The 16,351-nt window shown below is 74.4% G+C and carries 5 protein-coding genes; 1 reads left to right on the forward strand and 4 read right to left on the reverse strand.

Annotated features, from left to right (window positions below; genetic code table 11):
- Both CCN51_RS32485 and CCN51_RS32490 read right to left on the reverse strand, forming a co-directional pair.
- Positions 1-11,990: type I polyketide synthase (locus CCN51_RS32485; RefSeq protein ID WP_086860415.1), on the reverse strand; the 11,990-nt coding region annotated here is incomplete at its 3' end.
- A 3-nt stretch (positions 11,991-11,993) separates the two neighbouring features.
- Positions 11,994-13,769 carry a fatty acyl-AMP ligase gene (locus CCN51_RS32490; RefSeq protein WP_055414066.1) on the reverse strand — a complete coding sequence of 592 codons (1,776 nt, stop codon included), beginning with the start codon at positions 13,767-13,769 and terminating at the stop codon, positions 11,994-11,996.
- Between CCN51_RS32490 and CCN51_RS32495 the strand changes: the two genes are divergently transcribed.
- A complete protein-coding gene (locus tag CCN51_RS32495; RefSeq protein ID WP_143675950.1) occupies positions 13,768-14,043 on the forward strand; it encodes a glycoside hydrolase family 43 protein in 276 nt (91 codons plus the stop codon). The two genes, CCN51_RS32490 and CCN51_RS32495, sit on opposite strands and share 2 nt — an antisense overlap.
- A 9-nt stretch (positions 14,044-14,052) precedes the next feature.
- Here the strand turns inward: CCN51_RS32495 and CCN51_RS32500 are convergent, their stop codons facing one another.
- Both CCN51_RS32500 and CCN51_RS32505 read right to left on the reverse strand, forming a co-directional pair.
- On the reverse strand, positions 14,053-15,501 hold the full coding sequence (locus tag CCN51_RS32500) for an alginate lyase family protein (protein WP_014181763.1): 1,449 nt from the start codon (positions 15,499-15,501) through the stop codon (positions 14,053-14,055).
- Positions 15,502-15,679: 178 nt separating this feature from the next.
- The coding region (locus CCN51_RS32505; protein ID WP_211303273.1) for a cellulose binding domain-containing protein at positions 15,680-16,351 on the reverse strand (672 nt) is incomplete at its 5' end.

The following is a 16,351-nucleotide window of genomic DNA, read 5'->3' on the forward strand; positions in this document are numbered from 1 at the left end:
CGGCGCAGTACGTCCTCGATCGCCTCGCCGGGGGCGGCCTGGGCCGGGATGGGCACCGGCACCCCGAAGAAGCCCACCGCGTCGTACGCGTCGACGTGGATACGGGTGTCCACCGGGACGGCGAGCACGAACCGGTCGCGCTCCCGCTCGCGGGCCAGCAGCACGGTCAGGGTGCCCAGGCAGAAGGCGGCCGGTGTGATCGCCAGCCGGCTCGCCCGGGACGACACCCGCTCCATGAGCCGGTCGGGGACCGGGATGGTCACACTGCCCGCCCGGAAGGAGCGCACCGGCGGGCGCGGCCGGGTGAGCGTCAGGTCGAGCCGGGCGCTGCCGGTGAACGCCTCGCGCCAGTCGGCCGCCGCGCTGTCGGGTTGGTCGTCGGGCCGCGCCCGCTGCGTGTCCTGCGCCTGGAGCAGCAGGTCGATGTCGCGGTTGGAGACGGTGTCGCCCAGCGGGGTGTCGCCCAGCGCGGCGCCTGACAGCTCGCGGTCGATCTCGGCCGCCACGAGCAGCAGCGACTGCAGATCGCTCACCGCGTGATGCGCGCCGAACACCAGGATCTGGCCCCGGTCGCCGCGGTCGAGCAGTTCGAACCGCCACAGCGGCGCGGCCGCCAGGTCGAACGGCGGCTCCAGCAACTCCCGTAGCCGTCCGGCCACCTCACCGTCCTCGTCCTCCCCGCCACCGAGCTCCGACCAGCGCAGCAGAGGTCCGGCGGGCTCTCGTTCGACCCGCAGCCGCGGCCCCTCCCCGGTGCCGGTGCCGGTGAGGATCGCCGTACGCAGCGCCGCGTGGCGCCCGGCCAGCCGGTTGAGGATGTCCGTCAGCCGCCGCCGGGTGGTGGGCACGGTGAGCCGGACCGCGAGGCCGATGGCGTGTGCGCCGCTCGGGGTGTCCTGCCGGGCGCTGCGCAACAGCCGCACCACGTCACGGGTCGCGGGCCGCACGTCCGCCTCGGGCACCTCCGCCTCGGCCGCCGGAAGAGCGGAACCCGGCCCGGTGGTGGCGTCCTGAGCGGTGTCCCGCTCTGCCAGCGCCGAGCCCAGGTCCCGCGCGAGGCCGCGGATGTCGGCCGCCGAGAACACCGCGGAGGTGGGCAGTTCGACGCCGAGGTCGCGGGTGAAGGCGTTGCGCAGCCTGACGATCATCAGGGAGTCGAGGCCCAGCTCCTTCAGGGCCGTGGTGGGGGCGGCATCCATGACACCGAGACCGGCCACCTCGCCGACCCTGGCCCGGACATAGGCCTCCAGCCGGTCGGTCCGCTCCCGGGCCGTCGTGGCCGTGAGCACCCGCTCGACCAGCCCGTCCGCGCCCGCCGCGGCGGCCGGGGCGGCATCCAGGGCGGTGGCCAGGTCGGACAGCAACGGCCGCGACCGTGCCACGTCGGGGTCGGACGCGAGCGCCGCCCAGTCCAGGGCGAGCGGCGCGAGTTGACGGCGCGCCGTGGGCAGCAGCCGCTCGAACAGCTCGCCCCCCTCCTGCGGGGAGAAGCCGATCAGCCCCGACCGGCCCACCGACGCGGCCCGGGTGTCGGACTCGGCCACCAGCCCGACGCCCGTCCAGGCACCCCAGTCGAGGCTGAGCGCGGACCGGTCGGCGCGGGCGAGATGGTGTGCCCAGGCGTCCAGGAAGGCGTTCGCCGCGCAGTACGCGCTCTGCCCGGCCGAGCCGAGCAGGCCCGCCGCCGACGAGAACAGCACCAGGCGCTCCGCCTCCGGCACCAGCTCCGTGAGCAGGGCCGTGCCCAGCACCTTGGGGGCGAGGACGCGCTCCACCCGCTCGTCCGTCAGATTCGGCAGAGTGGCGTCGTCGAGCACACCGGCGGTGTGCACGATGCTGGTGACCGGGCCGAGTTCGCGCCGCAGCCCGTCCAGCGCGGCGGTCAGGCCCTGCCGGTCGGCGACATCCGCCCGGGCGTGGCATACGGTGACGCCGCGCCCCCGCAGGGCCTCGAGCCAGCGCGCCGCCTCCGGGGCGGGCGCGCCCCGGCTCAGCAGCGCCAGCCGGCGCGCCCCGCGCCGCACCAGGCACTCGGCGACGACCCGGCCGAGGCCACCGAGGCCACCGGTGATCAGATACGTGCCGTCGGGGCCGATGTCGCCGCGCCCGGCGTCGTCCGGGCGGGTGCGTACGAGACGTGGCACCAGGCGGCCCGTCCCGCGCAGCGCGACCAGGCGCTCGTCGTCGGCGTGCCGCAGCTGTGTCCACAGGGCGTCGAGGCCGCCGTCGGTCGGCAGGTCGATCAGCGTGGCGGCCAGCTCCGGGTACTCCTGGGCCACCGCGAGGCCGAAGCCCCAGCCGAGCGCCTGCTGCGGATGCGTCACCTCCGTGCTGTCCACGGCGGCCTGGGCGCCCCGTACGACGAGGAACAGGCGCGGGGCCCGGCCGCCGGGCCGCTCGGCGAGCGCCCGTACCAGGTGCAGGGTGGTCAGACAGCACAGCCGGGCCACCCGGGTTGCCGCCTCGGCCGAGTCGATCGCCGGGGCGTCCAGGGCGGACAGCTGGACCACCCGCTCGGGCGGGCCCTCGGGGAACGCCTCCTCCAGCAGACGCGCCAGGTGTTCCGGGTTCAGCGGATCGAGCCGGTAGCGCCCCGGCGCCTCGGCCGCGAAGGAGTCACCCCTGCGGGCCACCACATGTGGCGCAGGGCCGAGCAGACCGCTGAGCGCGGCCCCCACGCCCGACTCGTCGGACAGGATCAGCCAGCTGCCCCGGGTGGGCAGCTCCCGCGCGGCGGACCGGGGCAGCCACCGCGTCTCGAAGAGCGAGCCGTCGAGTGGAGACAGGCCGGCCAGCGGGGCCAGCCGGAATCCCTCGATGCCCAGGACGAGTTGTTCCCGCTCGTCCCAGAGCCGCAGATCCAGGGTCACGGCGTCCCCGTCCACCGCGCGCAGCGAGCAGGCCGCCCAGGCCGGAGCGGTACGCAGCCCCGTGAACCGCAGCCGTCCGACCCCGGCGGGTACGAACGCCCGGCCCGCGGGGGCGTCGCCCGGCAGGGCGGCGGTCTGGAAGGCGGCGTCGAGGAGCGCGGGGTGCAGCAGATGCCCGGAGGCGGGCAGCTCGGCCAGGCGGCCGAGCGCCGCCGCCGCCGAGCGCCGCCCCTCCGTCAGGCGCCGGAACGCCGGGCCGTAGTCGATGCCCAGGGCGGCGAGGCCGGCGTGGACACCGGCCATGTCGACCGCCTCGACGCATCTGTCCCGCAGCGCGGCGAGCCGTTCACCAGCGGCGCCGGGCTCGTCGTCGGTGTGGGCGACGAGCCCGCGGACGTGCCGTATCCAGGTCGGCCGCCGCTCGTTCAGGGCTGTCGAGGCGATGGTGAAGCTCCGTACGCCGCCCTCCTCGGGCCGCAGGACCAGTTGCAGCCGTACGGGCGCGTCCGCCACCAGCCGCAGCGGCGCCTCGAACTCGACCTCGGCCAGCCGCACCGGTCCGCCACCGTCCTGGAGCGCCGAAGCCGCCGCGAGCGCCATCTCCAGGAACGCCGCGGCGGGCAGCCACACCTCCCCGGCGACCCGGTGGTCGGACAGATAGCCGAACCGGCCGTCCCGCAGGTCGATGTCGGTCTGGAAGAGGTGCCGGTCCGGTTCGTCGCTGGCCTCCAGATGCGTGCCGACCAGCGGCGAGGTGCCTGGCCCCGAGGCCGGCGCGGGAGCGGCCGACAGCCAGTGGCGCTCCCGGGCGAAGGCGTATGTGGGCAGGTCGGCGCGGCGGCCCGCCGGGAAGAGGGCCGACCAGTCGGGCGTATGCCCCGCGCCGTACAGCCGCCCGAGTTGGCGCAGCAGCCCGTCCCGGCCGCCGTCGTCGCGGCGCAGCGAGCCGACGCTCACCGCTTCGACTCCGGCCTCGGCGGCGACTGACTCGATCGCCGGGCCCAGCGATGGATGCGGGCTCAGCTCGACGAAGTGGCGGTAGCCGTCGTCCAGCATGCGCCGCACCGTGTCGGCGAACCGGACCGGCTGCCGCAGATTCGCGTACCAGTAGTCGGCGTCCAGACGGTCACCGGCGATGGGTTCCGCCAGCACCGTCGAGTACAGCGGGGTCCGCGCCCGTGTGCCGCGGACACCGTCCAGGGCGTCGAGCAGTTCCCCGCGCAGCGGAGCCATCAGCGGGCTGTGGGAGGCGAACGCCGACGACAGCCGCCGCGCGGGCACCCCTTCCTCGTCGAGCCGCCGCCGCAGCTCGGCCAGCGCGTCGAGGTCGCCGGAGACGGCGGTGGATGTCCCGCTGTTGACGGCCGCCACGAACAGCCGGTCCGGGTACGGGGCGAGGAACCGCTCGACCTCTTCGCGCGAGCGCTCCACGGACAGCAGCCCGCCCGCACCCGCCAGCGGCACCACCGCGCGGGCCCGCCGGGCCACCACGGCCGCGGCGGCGTCCAGCGTGAGGGCGCCCGCGCCGTACGCCGCGGCGATCTCGCCCAGACTGTGGCCGACCACCGCGTCGGGCACGACCCCCAGGGAGCGCCAGGCGGCGGCCAGCGCGGCGTTGACCGCGAACAGCACCGGCTGCAGAACGTCCGTCCCCGCCAAGTCGGGCGCGCCCTCCTCGCCGCGCAGCACCGCGAGCACCGACCAGCCGGTGTGGCGGGCGATCGCCTCGTCGCAGCGGGACAGCTCCTCCCGGAACGCCTCCGAGTCGGCCATCAGCTCCACACCCATGCCCGGCCACTGTCCGCCGTGTCCGGGGAAGACGAAGGCCAGCTTGCCCGTGGGCGCGGCCCCCGGCGGCGACAGGCACACGTCTGCCTGAGTGTCCCCCCTCGCCACCGCGTCGAGACCGGCCAGCAGCTCGCCCCGGTCACCGGCCGGCACCGCCGCGCGCCGTTCGAAGTGGCTGCGGTGGCGGGCCAGCGTATGGGCGATGTCCGGCAGCGCGGACGCGAGGCTGTCGGCCGGGAGCGCGGCCAGGTGTTCGGCGAGCCGGGCGGCCTGACCGCGCAGGGCGGCGTCGCCGCGCGCGGACACCACGAACAGCCGCCGCTCCGGGGCCCCTTGAACTGATGGGATCGGTGCCTGATGTGGGGCTTCCTCCACGACCACATGGGCGTTGGTGCCGCTGATCCCGAACGCGCTGACCCCCGCGCGCCGCATCCGCGCGCCCGCCGGCCAGGCCACCGGTTCGCGCAGCAGCCGCAGCCCGCTGCTGTCCCAGTCCACGTGGCGGGTGGGTCGGGTGGCGTGCAGGGTGCGCGGCAGCGTCTGGTGGCGCAGCGCGAGCACCACTTTGATCAGACCGGCGATGCCCGAAGCCGCCTGGAGATGGCCGAGGTTCGATTTGAGCGAGCCCACGTACAGCGGGCGGCCCTGCGGGCGGGAGGCGCCGAACACCTCCGACAGGGCGCCCGCCTCGATCGGGTCGCCCAGCGTGGTGCCCGTGCCGTGCGCCTCCACGTAGTCGATGTCCGCGGGCGCGAGCCCGGACAGCTCCAGGGCCCGGCGTACGACCCGCTCCTGGGCCGGGCCGTTCGGTGCCGAGAGGCCCTGACTGCGGCCGTCCTGGTTGACCGCGGTGCCGCGTAGCACGGCGAGCACTTCGTCGCCGTCGCGCCGCGCGTCGCCCAGCCGCTTGAGCACCACCATCCCCGCGCCCTCGGCCCAGACCGCGCCATCGGCGTCGTCGGAGAACGACCGGCACCGACCGGTCGGGGACAGCCCCCGCAACCGGCTGAACTCCACGAACGTCTGCGGCGTGACCATCAGCGTCACCCCGCCGGTCAACGCCAGATCGCACTCGCCGGAGCGCAGCGCCTGTGCGGCCAGATGCACCGCGGCCAGCGAGGAGGAGCACGCGGTGTCCACGGTCAGGGCCGGGCCGTGCAGCCCCAGGGCGTAGGCGAGCCGGCCCGAGGCCACGCTGAGCGCCGTCCCGGTGCCGACATGGCCGTCCAACTGGTCGAGCCGGGACCCGGCCAGGTAGTCGCTGCCGAACATGCCGATGTACACGCCGGTCGTGCTGCCCGCGAGCTCGGCCGGCACCATCCCGGCGCGCTCCAGCGCCTCCCACGCCGTCTCCAGCAGCAGCCGCTGCTGCGGGTCCATCGCGGCGGCCTCGCGCGGGGTGATCTCGAAGAAGCCCGCGTCGAAGGCGTCGATGTCCCGCAGGAAACCGCCCTCCCGGGCGTACGTCTTGCCCGGGGCCTCCGGATCGGGGTCGTACAGCGATGCGACGTCCCAACGGTCCGCCGGGAACGGGCCGACCGCGTCGCGGCCCTCGGCCAGCAGCTCCCACAGCGCCTCGGGGCCGGCGACGCCACCCGGCAGCCGGCAGGCCATGGAGACCACGGCGATCGGCTCGTCGGATCCGCCGTGCGGCGACGGGGCGCCGGACGCGGGCCGCTTTGCGGCACGGTCGGCGGACGCGAGCACGGTGTTCAGCAGATGGTCCGCGAGCCGGGCCGTCGTCGGATGGTCGAACAACACGGTGGCCGCCAGCCGGGAGCCGAGCCGGGCACCGATCCGGTTGCGCAGCTCGACGGCCATGAGCGAGTCCATGCCCAGCTCGCGCAGTGGCTGATCGGGGCGGATGGCGTCCGGCGAGCGCAGCCCCAGAACCCGGGCCGCCTCCTCGCGGATCAGGGAACGCACCCGTTCGGCACGCTCGGCCTCCGGCAGGCGGGTGAGCCGGTCCGCCAGGGCGGCGCCGCCCCGGGTGGCCTGTGGCGCGGGCAGCAGCGTGCGCCACAGCGCCGCCGGGCCGCCGTCACGGGCGAAGGTGTCGCGCAGCCGCGACCGGTCCAGGGCCCAGGCGACCAGATGCGGACCGCTGTGTGACAGCGAGAGTTCGACCAGCTCACACGCCTGATCGGGGGTCAGGGCGCGATAGCCGGCCTGGGCCATCCGCTCCAGATCCGCGTGTTCGGCGGCGAGCCCGGCCCCCGACCAGGCCCCGAAGGACACGGAGAGGCCGGGCATCGCCAACGCCCGCCTGTGGTAGGCCAGTTGGTCGAGAAAGACGTTGGCGGCCGCGTAGTTGCTCTGCCCGGCGTTGCCCACCACCCCGGCGGCCGAGGACACCAGCAGGAACAAGTCGAGCGGTGTGTCGGCGGTGAGCCGGTGGAGGTTGACCGCGCCCGCCACCTTCGGGCGCAGCACCTCCGCGAACCGCTCGGGCGTCTGCTCGGCGAGCACCCCGTCGGCCAGCAGCCCCGCGCAGTGCACGACACCGCGCAGCGGCAGCTCACGGCCACCGCCTGCACGGCCGGCGCCTGCACGGCCGACGCGGTCGAGCACCTTGGCGAGCGCAGCCTCGTCCGCCACATCGCACGCCACCACGTCGACCTCGGCGCCGAGCGCGGACAGCTCCGCGGTGACCTCGGCGCGGCGCGGGTCGTCGGGGCCCCGCCGGGAAGTCAGCACCAGCCGCGGGACACCGCTCCTCGCCAGCCACCGCGCGATATGCCCACCCACCGCGCCCAGGCCACCGGTGACCAGCACCGTGCCGTCGGTGGGCACCACCGTGGCGGCGCCGCACAGCTCCAGATCCGACCGGTCGTCGAGGGGGGTGGCGTCGCCGACGCGGGCGCGTACGAGGCGTGGCGCGAGCAACCGGCCGTCGCGGAGGGCGAGTTCCGGCTCGTCGGGCTCGGCCACGGCGGCGGGCAGGGCGGGCCATGGGCCGGGGCCGTCGAGGTCGATCAGGCGCAGTCCGAGCTCCGGGTGTTCGGCGCGGGCGCTGCGAGCCAGGCCCCACAGGGCCGACTGGGCCAGGCCCCGGACCGTGTCGCCGCCGTCGGCCGCCACCGCGCCGCGGGTCACCCAGACGACCCGTGACGGCGCCCGGTCCCGCGGAAGCGCGAGGAGAGCCCGTAGCTCGGCAAGGCCGGCCGTCGCCAACTCCTCCGCACGGGTGGCCGGTTCGGCTTCCGTGCCGGAGGCCGGCCAGAGCCTGATCAGCGTGTCGGTGCCGTCCGGCACCGCGTCCACCGTGTCGGCCGTACGCAGCCCGGTCCCCGCCGGGTCGAGACTGCTCAGGGCCGCCGCCAGATGCTCGTCCGAAGGGTCACCGAGCAGCGTCCAGCCATCGCCCGGCGACGGCGCGACGCCCGGCTCGGCCTCGGTGGCCACGGCCGTCCATGCCACCTCGTACAGATGCCGAGCGCTGTCGGCGGCGCCCCGCAGCTCCGCCGGGTCGGCGGCGCGCAGCCGTACGCCCTCCAGACGCCCCACCGGAAGGCCATCGGTGTCCCACAGCACCACGTCCAGGGTGACATCCGCCCCCGCACCGCCGGTGCGCCGCACCGACGCGATGAGGTCGGCCGCCTCGCCAGGCGGCAGTTCGCACCGGTCGACGGCGACCGGGAGCAGCACCCGGCCGGAGGTGTCGAACGCGGCGGCCACCTGCAACGCGGCGTCCAGCAGGGCCGGATGGACCGGATACGGATCCGCCACATCGCGGGCGTGCGACGGGAGCGACAGCCGGGCCAGCAGCTCACCGTCGCCGGTACGCACCGCCGACCGGACGCACTGGAACGCCGGGCCGTAGGTCAGGCCCGCCTCGGCGAGACGCCCGTACGTATCCGGGGCCCAGCACGGCTCGGTCGCCTCCGGCCACACCGGAGGCGGGCCGAAGGCCCCGGTGGCGGGCTCGCCGGCCGATGCGGTGGCGTGCAGCGTCCACCCCGAGGCCCCGGACTCCGGCCCGCGCGGCCGACTGTGTACGAACACCTCCGGCACGGCCCGCGGGTCCGCGGCCACGACCTCGACGGACACCTCCACCGTGCCGGAGGCGGGCAGCGTCAGCGGCGCGAGCAGCAGCAGATCGGCCACATCGGCCGGACCGTCGGGGCGGGCCACCGCGAGCGCGGCCCGGCACAGCTCCGCCAGGGTCGTCCCCGAGACCACGACCTGCCCGAACACCACGTGGTCGGGCAGCCATTCGGCCGTGGCGCGGGACCACTCGCCCCGGAACGTCCAGCGCGACGCGTCCGGCGACTGCAACTGGACCCCGAGCAACGGATGTCCGGCGCGGGGGAGCAGGCCCCAGGCGCCGGCCGAGGAGTCGGGCTCGGTCCAGTACCGCTGCGGATCCCATGCGTACGTCGGCAACTCGGCCCACGCCCCGTCGGCGACCAGACGCGACCAGTCGATCTCCCGCCCGTGGACGTGCAGTTCGGCAGCCGCCCGGTCCAGACAGGTGGGCCCGTCCTCGTCGCGCCGCAGGGAACCGACGGCAACCAGGTCGCCTGCGGTGTCCTCGGCGACCGTCCGCAGGGCGGTGATCAGCGACGGATGCGGACTGAGCTCGACGAAACAGCGGTAACCGTCGGCCACCATGCGCTCCACGGTGGCGGCGAAGCGGACCGGTTCGCGCAGATTGCGGTACCAGTAGTCGGCCTCCAACTCCTCGCCGACCGGCCCGCCGAACACCGTCGAATACCACGCCACGGACGCCGGATACGTGACGATGCCGTCGAGTTCGGACAGGATCGCCTCGCGTACGGGCTCGACCTGCGCGCTGTGCGACGCGTAGTCGACACCGAGCCGCCGGGTGAACACCTGCTCCCGCTCCAGGTCGGCCAGCAGCGACTCCAGCGGCGCCACGTCCCCGGCCACCACCGTCGACCTGCCGCTGTTGACGGCCGCGACGGACACCTCCCCGCCCAGTTCCGCGATGCGGGCCTCGACCTCCTCGTGCGGCAGGGCCACCACGGCCATGGCGCCCGTCCCCACCACATCGGTCAGCGTCCGGCTGCGCAGCGCGACCACGGCCGCCGCGTCGTGCAGACTCAAGCCCCCGGCGACACAGGCCGCCGCGACCTCGCCCTGGCTGTGCCCCACCACCGCGTCCGGCCGCACCCCACGGGCCCGCCACACCGCCGCCAGGGACACCATGACGGCGAACAGCACCGGCTGGACGACATCGACCCGCTCCAGCGGAGGTGCCTGCGCGTCGCCGCGCAGAACGGCCGTGACCGACCAGTCCGTGTACGGACGCAGGGCCGCGTCACAGCGGTCGAGCTCGTCCGCGAACACCGCCGAGCGGGCCAGCAGATCACGGGCCATTCCGGCCCACTGCGCGCCCTGGCCGGGGAACACGAAGGCCAGTTTCCCCGGCGGAAGCGTCTCCGGTGCCTCCACGACCAGGTTCTCGTCGGCCTGCCCCGACGCCAGGCCGCGCAACCCGCTCAGCAGCTCGTCGCGGTGGCGCGCCACGACGACGGCGCGCTGCTCGAAGTGCGTACGGTGATGCGCCAGCGTCGCGGCGACGGCCGACAGCGGCGGGCCCGGTTCGGCCGCCGTCAGGGCGTCGAGGAGCCGGCCGGCCTGTCCGCGCAGCGCGGGCAGGCCGCGGGCCGACAGCGGGAACAGCGTCACCTCCGGCCGTCCGTAGCCAGTGTCCTCCTGCCGCGACGGCGCGGCGGCGGACGATACGGGGGCGGACGATACGGGGGCGGTCGGCGTCAGGTCCTCCGGCGCCTCCTCGATCACCACATGCGCATTGGTCCCGCTGATCCCGAACGCGCTCACCCCGGCTCGGCGCACCCGCTCGCCGCGCGGCCACGCCCGCGCACGGCCGGGCACCTCCAGGCCGCCGCCCGCCCAGTCGATCTGCTCGGTCGGGTGCTCCGCGTACAGCGACGCCGGAAGCAGTTCGTGTCGCAGGGCCAGCACCATCTTGATGAGGCCGGCGATCCCCGCCGCGGCCTGAGCGTGGCCGATGTTCGACTTCACGGACCCCACGCCCAGCGGCCGGTCGCCCGGGCGGCCGGGGCCGAAGACGGAGGCCAGCGCGCGGCCCTCGATGGGGTCACCGAGCCGGGTGCCGGTGCCGTGCGCCTCCACGTGGTCCACGTCGTGCGGTTCGAGGCCCGCCGCGGCCAGGGCGGCGCGTACGACCCGCTCCTGCGCCGGGCCGCTGGGGGCGCTCAGCCCCTGGCTGCGGCCGTCCTGGTTGATCGCCGAGCCCTTGACGACCGCGAGGACCCGGTCGCCGTCCCGCCGCGCGTCGGCCAGCCGCTTGAGCAGCACCAGTCCGCAGCCCTCGGCCCACACCACGCCGTCCGCGTCGTTCGAGAACGGCCGGCACCGCCCGGTGGGCGACAGCCCGCGGAGCCTGCTGAACTCGACGTGGCCGCGCGGGGTGACCATCAGCGTGACGCCGCCGGCCAGGGCGAGGTCGCATTCGCCGCCCGCCAGCGCCCGCGCGGCCAGGTGCAGGGCGACCAGCGAGGAGGAGCAGGCGGTGTCGACCGTCACGGCCGGGCCGCGCAGATCCAGTGTGTAGGCGAGCCGGCCGGAGGCGACGCTCGCCGCCGCGCCCGTGCCGACATGCCCGTCCAGCCGGCCGAGCCCGGCCGAGGCCAGATAACCACTCTCGTACAGGCCCAGGTAGACACCGGTGGAGCTGCCGCTCAGCGCCCGGGGGACCATCCCGGCCCGCTCGATCGCCTCCCAGCCGGTCTGCAGCAGCAGCCGCTGCTGCGGGTCCATCGCGGCCGCCTCGCGCGGCGCGATGCCGAAGAACGAGGCGTCGAAGCGGTCGATGGCGGTGAGGAACCCGCCGCGCAGGGTGTACGCCTTGCCGGTGGCCTCCGGGTCCGGGTCGTACAGCGCCTGGGTGTTCCAACGGCCCGCGGGGACCTCGCCGATGACGTCCTCACCCGCGGCCAGGAGCCGCCACAGCCCCTCCGGGTCGTCCGCGCCCCCGGGGAAGCGGCAGGCCATCGAGATGATCGCGATGTCGTCCGCGGGGGACGCACCGGACACGGGGGACGCGCTGGGCGTACGGACGGGGCCGGCACCGGACAGTGCCGCGGCGACCGAGGAGATGGTGGGGTGGTCGTAGAGGAGGGACGGATCCAGCTCACGGCCGACCTGCTCGGACAGGCCCACGGCCAGCGCCACCAGATCGCGCGACCCCAGGCCGAATTCGGCGATCGGCCGCTCGATCTCGACCCGCAGCGGATCGAGCCCGGTACGGTCGGCGACGGCCCGCACCAGCCACGCCTGGACGGCCTCGGCGGAGGACTCGGGGAACTTCCTCGCGGACATCGGCTAACCGCCGCTGCCGTTGGAGGAACCGACCGCTGCGCCGACTGACGAGTTGGCCGCTGAGCCGACGACGGACAGCGTCCCCTCGAGATACGCCGTCCGGGAGGCGCGGCGCTGGATCTTGCCGCTGGACGTCTTGGGGATGGTGCCGGGGCTGACCAGCACGACGTCCCGCACCGACAGGCCATGGGCCTCGCCGATCGTGCTGCGGATCAGGGCGGTGATCTGGTCGAACTCGGGCGCGGCCTCCGGCGCCGCCTCCGCGACGACGACCGGCTGCTCGCCCAGCCCCCCGTCCTCGACGGAGAACGCGGCGGTGCAGCCGGGCCGCAGCGCGGGGTGGCACATCTCGGCCGACAGCTCCAGGTCCTGGGGGTAGTGGTTGCGCCCGTCGATCACCATCAGGTCCTTGATCCGGCCGGTGATGAACAGCTCCCCGTTCCGCAGGAATCCCAGGTCGCCCGTCCGCAGAAAACCGCTCCTGCCGTCCTTCAGCGACGCCCGGAACACCTCACGGGTCGCGAGGGTGTTGCGCCAGTAGCCGCGGGCGACGCTCTCACCGGCGACCCAGATCTCGCCGACCTCGCCCTCGGGGCACTCCTCAAGGCGTTCGGCGTCGACGATCAGCACCGTCATACCGGGGCCCGGCCGGCCGCAGCCGACCAGTTCCGCGTCGGCCGTCCCGGGGCGCGCACCGAGCGAACCGATGTCGGACCTGCTGACCAGCGTCGGCGCCGCGCCCACCGAGCTGCCGCTCACCATCAGCGTCGCCTCCGCGAGCCCGTAGCACGGGAGGAACGCCTCACGCCGGAAGCCGGCGGTGGCGAAGGTGTCGGAGAACCGCCGCAGCGTCGCGGCCCGCACCGGCTCGGCGCCGTTGAACGCCACGCGCCACGGCTCCAGGTCGAGACGGTCCATGAGCTCGGGCGTGGCATGCCGCAGACACAGCTCGTAGGCGAAGTTGGGCGCCCCGCTGGTGTGCGGGCGGTACCGCGAAATGGCGGTCAGCCATCGCTCGGGCCGTTGCAGGAAATGCAGCGGGGAGAAGAGGGTGGACGTCCCGCCCAGGTAGAGGGTGTTGAGCACGGGGGCGATGAGTCCCATGTCGTGATACACCGGCAGCCAGCTGACGAAGAGCTCCCCGCCGCACTCGGCGATCGCGTCGGGGCTGTGCCCGAATCCCTCCGTGAGGACCCGCTGGTTGTCCATCAGATTGCCATGCGTCACCGCCACGCCGCGCGGAGCCGAGGTCGAGCCGGATGTGTACTGGAGAAACGCGACCGAATCCGGACTGATCTCCGTTGCCTGCCAGGAATTCTCCGCCTCGTCGGGTATTTCCTCGGTGATGACGCAGGTGATGTCGGCCAGTTGGGGAAAGTCCTCCGCCATGCCGGCCAGGGATTCGATGACCTGCCGACCGCCCAGGATCACCTTGACATCCGCGTCGGCGATCAGGCGCTTCATCCTGGTCAGGGCCCGGTGGTTCTGCCTGCGCCCCTGCGCCGGCACGCCCGGCACCGCGATGACCCCGGCCGAGAGACACCCCATATAGCCGCAGATGAATTCCGCGCCGGGCGGATACAGCAGCAGCGCACGGGAACCGGCGAGACCGCGCTCCTGAAGCCAGGCGCCGATGGCCCGGGAACGCCGGCCCAGCCGCCCGTACGACAATTCCTGAATCTCCCCGTCGCAGTCTCCCGTGGCGAGATAGCGATAGGCGATTCGGTCGGGTTGGCGCGACTCATGAGTAAGCATCATGTTGACCAGCGAGTCAGGCATGCGCATCAGAGTACGGTCGGGTGACCCTGACAAAACGGGGCAGTCCCACGGAGTGGACGCGGGTCCGGGGCAGGTCGGCGGCAGGTCCGGGTCGTATTTCGAGGGGTTCGACCATCCGCCCCGCACCTGCTCACCGCGCGGCCCCTACGAGGCAGCCTCCGTCAACCCGATCCTCCGCCCGGGCCACGTCGCGCAACACCCGGTGGCGCCGGGGCCGATCACCCTGGCCACCGACTGGTTCGACTACCGGTCCACCGCCGCCGACACTCACTGACCAGGCATGTTACGACCCCTCGCCACCGGCCCGGCCGCGGCGGCGCAGCAGGAGCAGCCCGCCCGCGAGGGCGGCGATCCCGCCGGCCGCGGCGACCCCGACCAGCTCACCCGAGCCGGTGGCGGCCAGGTCGCCTCGGCCGCCCTGCGGCCGGGCCGAGGAGGGCGCGGCGGAGGACGACGAAGCGGTGGCGGAGGCGGAAGGGGAAGGGGATGAGGAAGGGGCCGAGGTTGAGGCCCGGTCCCGGGTGAAGCACAGGGTGCCGAAGCCGAGTTGGTCGTAGCCGCCGCTGTTGGGGCCGTAGTCCCCGCCACCGCCCTCCGGGGCGGCCTTGGCGGCGATCCGGGTGACATACGGCGCCGGCCGGCCCCGGCGCTTGGTGTAGTGGTTGGCGATCATGGCCCAGATGGGCCGGACCATCGCCGGGTCGGCGTTCGCGGCCTTGGTGACGGTCTCCGTCCCCGACCAGACACCGGGGGCGCCCTTCCGCCGGCTGTAGGGGGTGAAGGGGACATCCCCGCCCAGGCTCCACTTGGCGACGTACTCGGCGCCCTTGAGGAAACGGCTGTCGTCGTATCCGTACAGGTCGATGCCCTGGTTCCAGGCCATCTCGCAGACGGTGCCCATCAGTCCGACGCCGAGCAGGGCATGCCCCTGGTCGCGGCCCGCCTCGACCCATTCGGCGAGGCCGTCGGTGTGGACGACGGGGATGGCGTTCTTGATCGAGCCCATGCCCTCGCCGTGTTTGAAGTAGTTCACCGCCCGGTCGACCGTGGCGCGGTCGTCGCAGAGGATTCCGGTGGCCAGCACGCAGGCCATGGCCGTCAGATCCCAGTTGGCCCAGTAGTTGGTGATGTACGCGCCGTTGTGGCGGGTGAGGAAGTCCTCGCTGACCGCGCAGAACACCTCGCGCTGCATCTTCTGGAAGCGGGCCAGCTCGAACCCCTCGTAGCCGCGCATCAGCTCGGCGGCGTTGGCGAACTGGTAGCCGTACAGGCCCGCCGCGAGAAACCGGTCGGCGGAGCCGGCCAGCCCGGTCAGCCTGGCCGACCAGGCGTTGAGGACATCGCGGGCGGTGTCCGCGTGCGCGGTGTCGCCGGTGATGTGCCAGCGCAGGGCGTTCTGGTAGGCGGCGTGGATGTCGTTGTAGAGCGTGCGGTAGTTCTCCGGCGAGCCCGAACCCCGGTAGACGGTCGGCTGCGGATTGGCCTTCCAGCCGGCCCCCGCATGGGGGTTGGCGGTCAGCCGGGCGAAGCCCGCCCGGTAGGGGGCGGCCCCCGCCTTCACCTTGGCGGCCATGCGGTCGAGGTCCGCCCGGGTGTGCAGCATCCCCGGGTGCGCGAAGGTCCCGGCCGCCGAGGCCGTGCCCGCCGCGCCGACGACCGTACCGATGCCTCCGGCACCCGCCGCGGCCCCGGCGATCTTCAAGATGTTCCTGCGGCTGATGTCTGCTGCCACTGCTGTGCTCCTCGGGTTCGGATCCGTACGCACAGGAGACGCGGCGCGGCGCGGGGGATAACAGAAAATCGGTGGGCGCGTGTGCCTCGGTGTCCGGGGCCCGCGGAAGCGCGTCCGCGGGCCCCGGGTGCACGGCTCACTCGATACGGGCCACCAAGCTCGGCTCACCACGTACGGCTCACCGCGTGGCGTGTCCCCGTACGGCGCGGGTGCCCGGGTCGTGGCCGGCCAGGGGCGCGATATGTGCGGCGGCCGCGGTGCCGGGGACGGTGCAGGACTTGCCGTTCAGCGTGTAGTTGCCCGGCGCGGGGTTGGTGCCGGTGTAGGTGCCGTTGAAGCCGATGGTGGTGGAGGCGCCGGTGGCCAGCGCGGCGTTCCAGCCGGCGTCCTTGACGGTGACCTGGGTGCCGCTCTGGCTCCAGGTGCCGTTCCACCCCTGGGTGACCTTCTGGCCGCCGGCGAGGGAGAAGCCCAGCTGCCAGCCGTTGAGAGCGGGGCCCCTGTTGGTGAGGGTGACGTTGGCGGTGAAGCCGGAGCCCCAGTCGTTGCTCACCCGGTAGTCGACCGTGCAGGTGGCGGCCGGGGCCGCGGCGGTGGTCAGCCGCACGGTGGCCGAGGGTGGCGAGCTGCGGCCCGCGGTGTCCTTGGCCACGACGCGGAAGGTGTAGGCGGTGGACGGGGAGAGGCCGGTGACGGTGGCGCTGGTGGCGGGGGCGTCGACCGTGGCCACCGGGACGGTGCCCGCGGGGTCGCCGGAGTACACCTGGTAGCTCGCCACCGGGGACGAACCGGCGGTGGACGCGGCCCAGGACAAGGTGGCCCGGTCCGAACCGACCGCGGTGGCGGTCGG

The sequence above is a fragment of the Streptomyces milbemycinicus genome, assembly GCF_002154605.1.
Taxonomy (GTDB): Bacteria; Actinomycetota; Actinomycetes; order Streptomycetales; family Streptomycetaceae; genus Streptomyces; species Streptomyces milbemycinicus.

Coding starts and splice junctions, on each gene's coding strand:
- CCN51_RS32495 (WP_143675950.1), top strand. CDS start 13,768: ATGCGCATCAGAGTACGGTCGGGTGACCCTGACAAAACGGGGCAGTCC.
- CCN51_RS32490 (WP_055414066.1), bottom strand. CDS start 13,769: ATGCCTGACTCGCTGGTCAACATGATGCTTACTCATGAGTCGCGCCAA.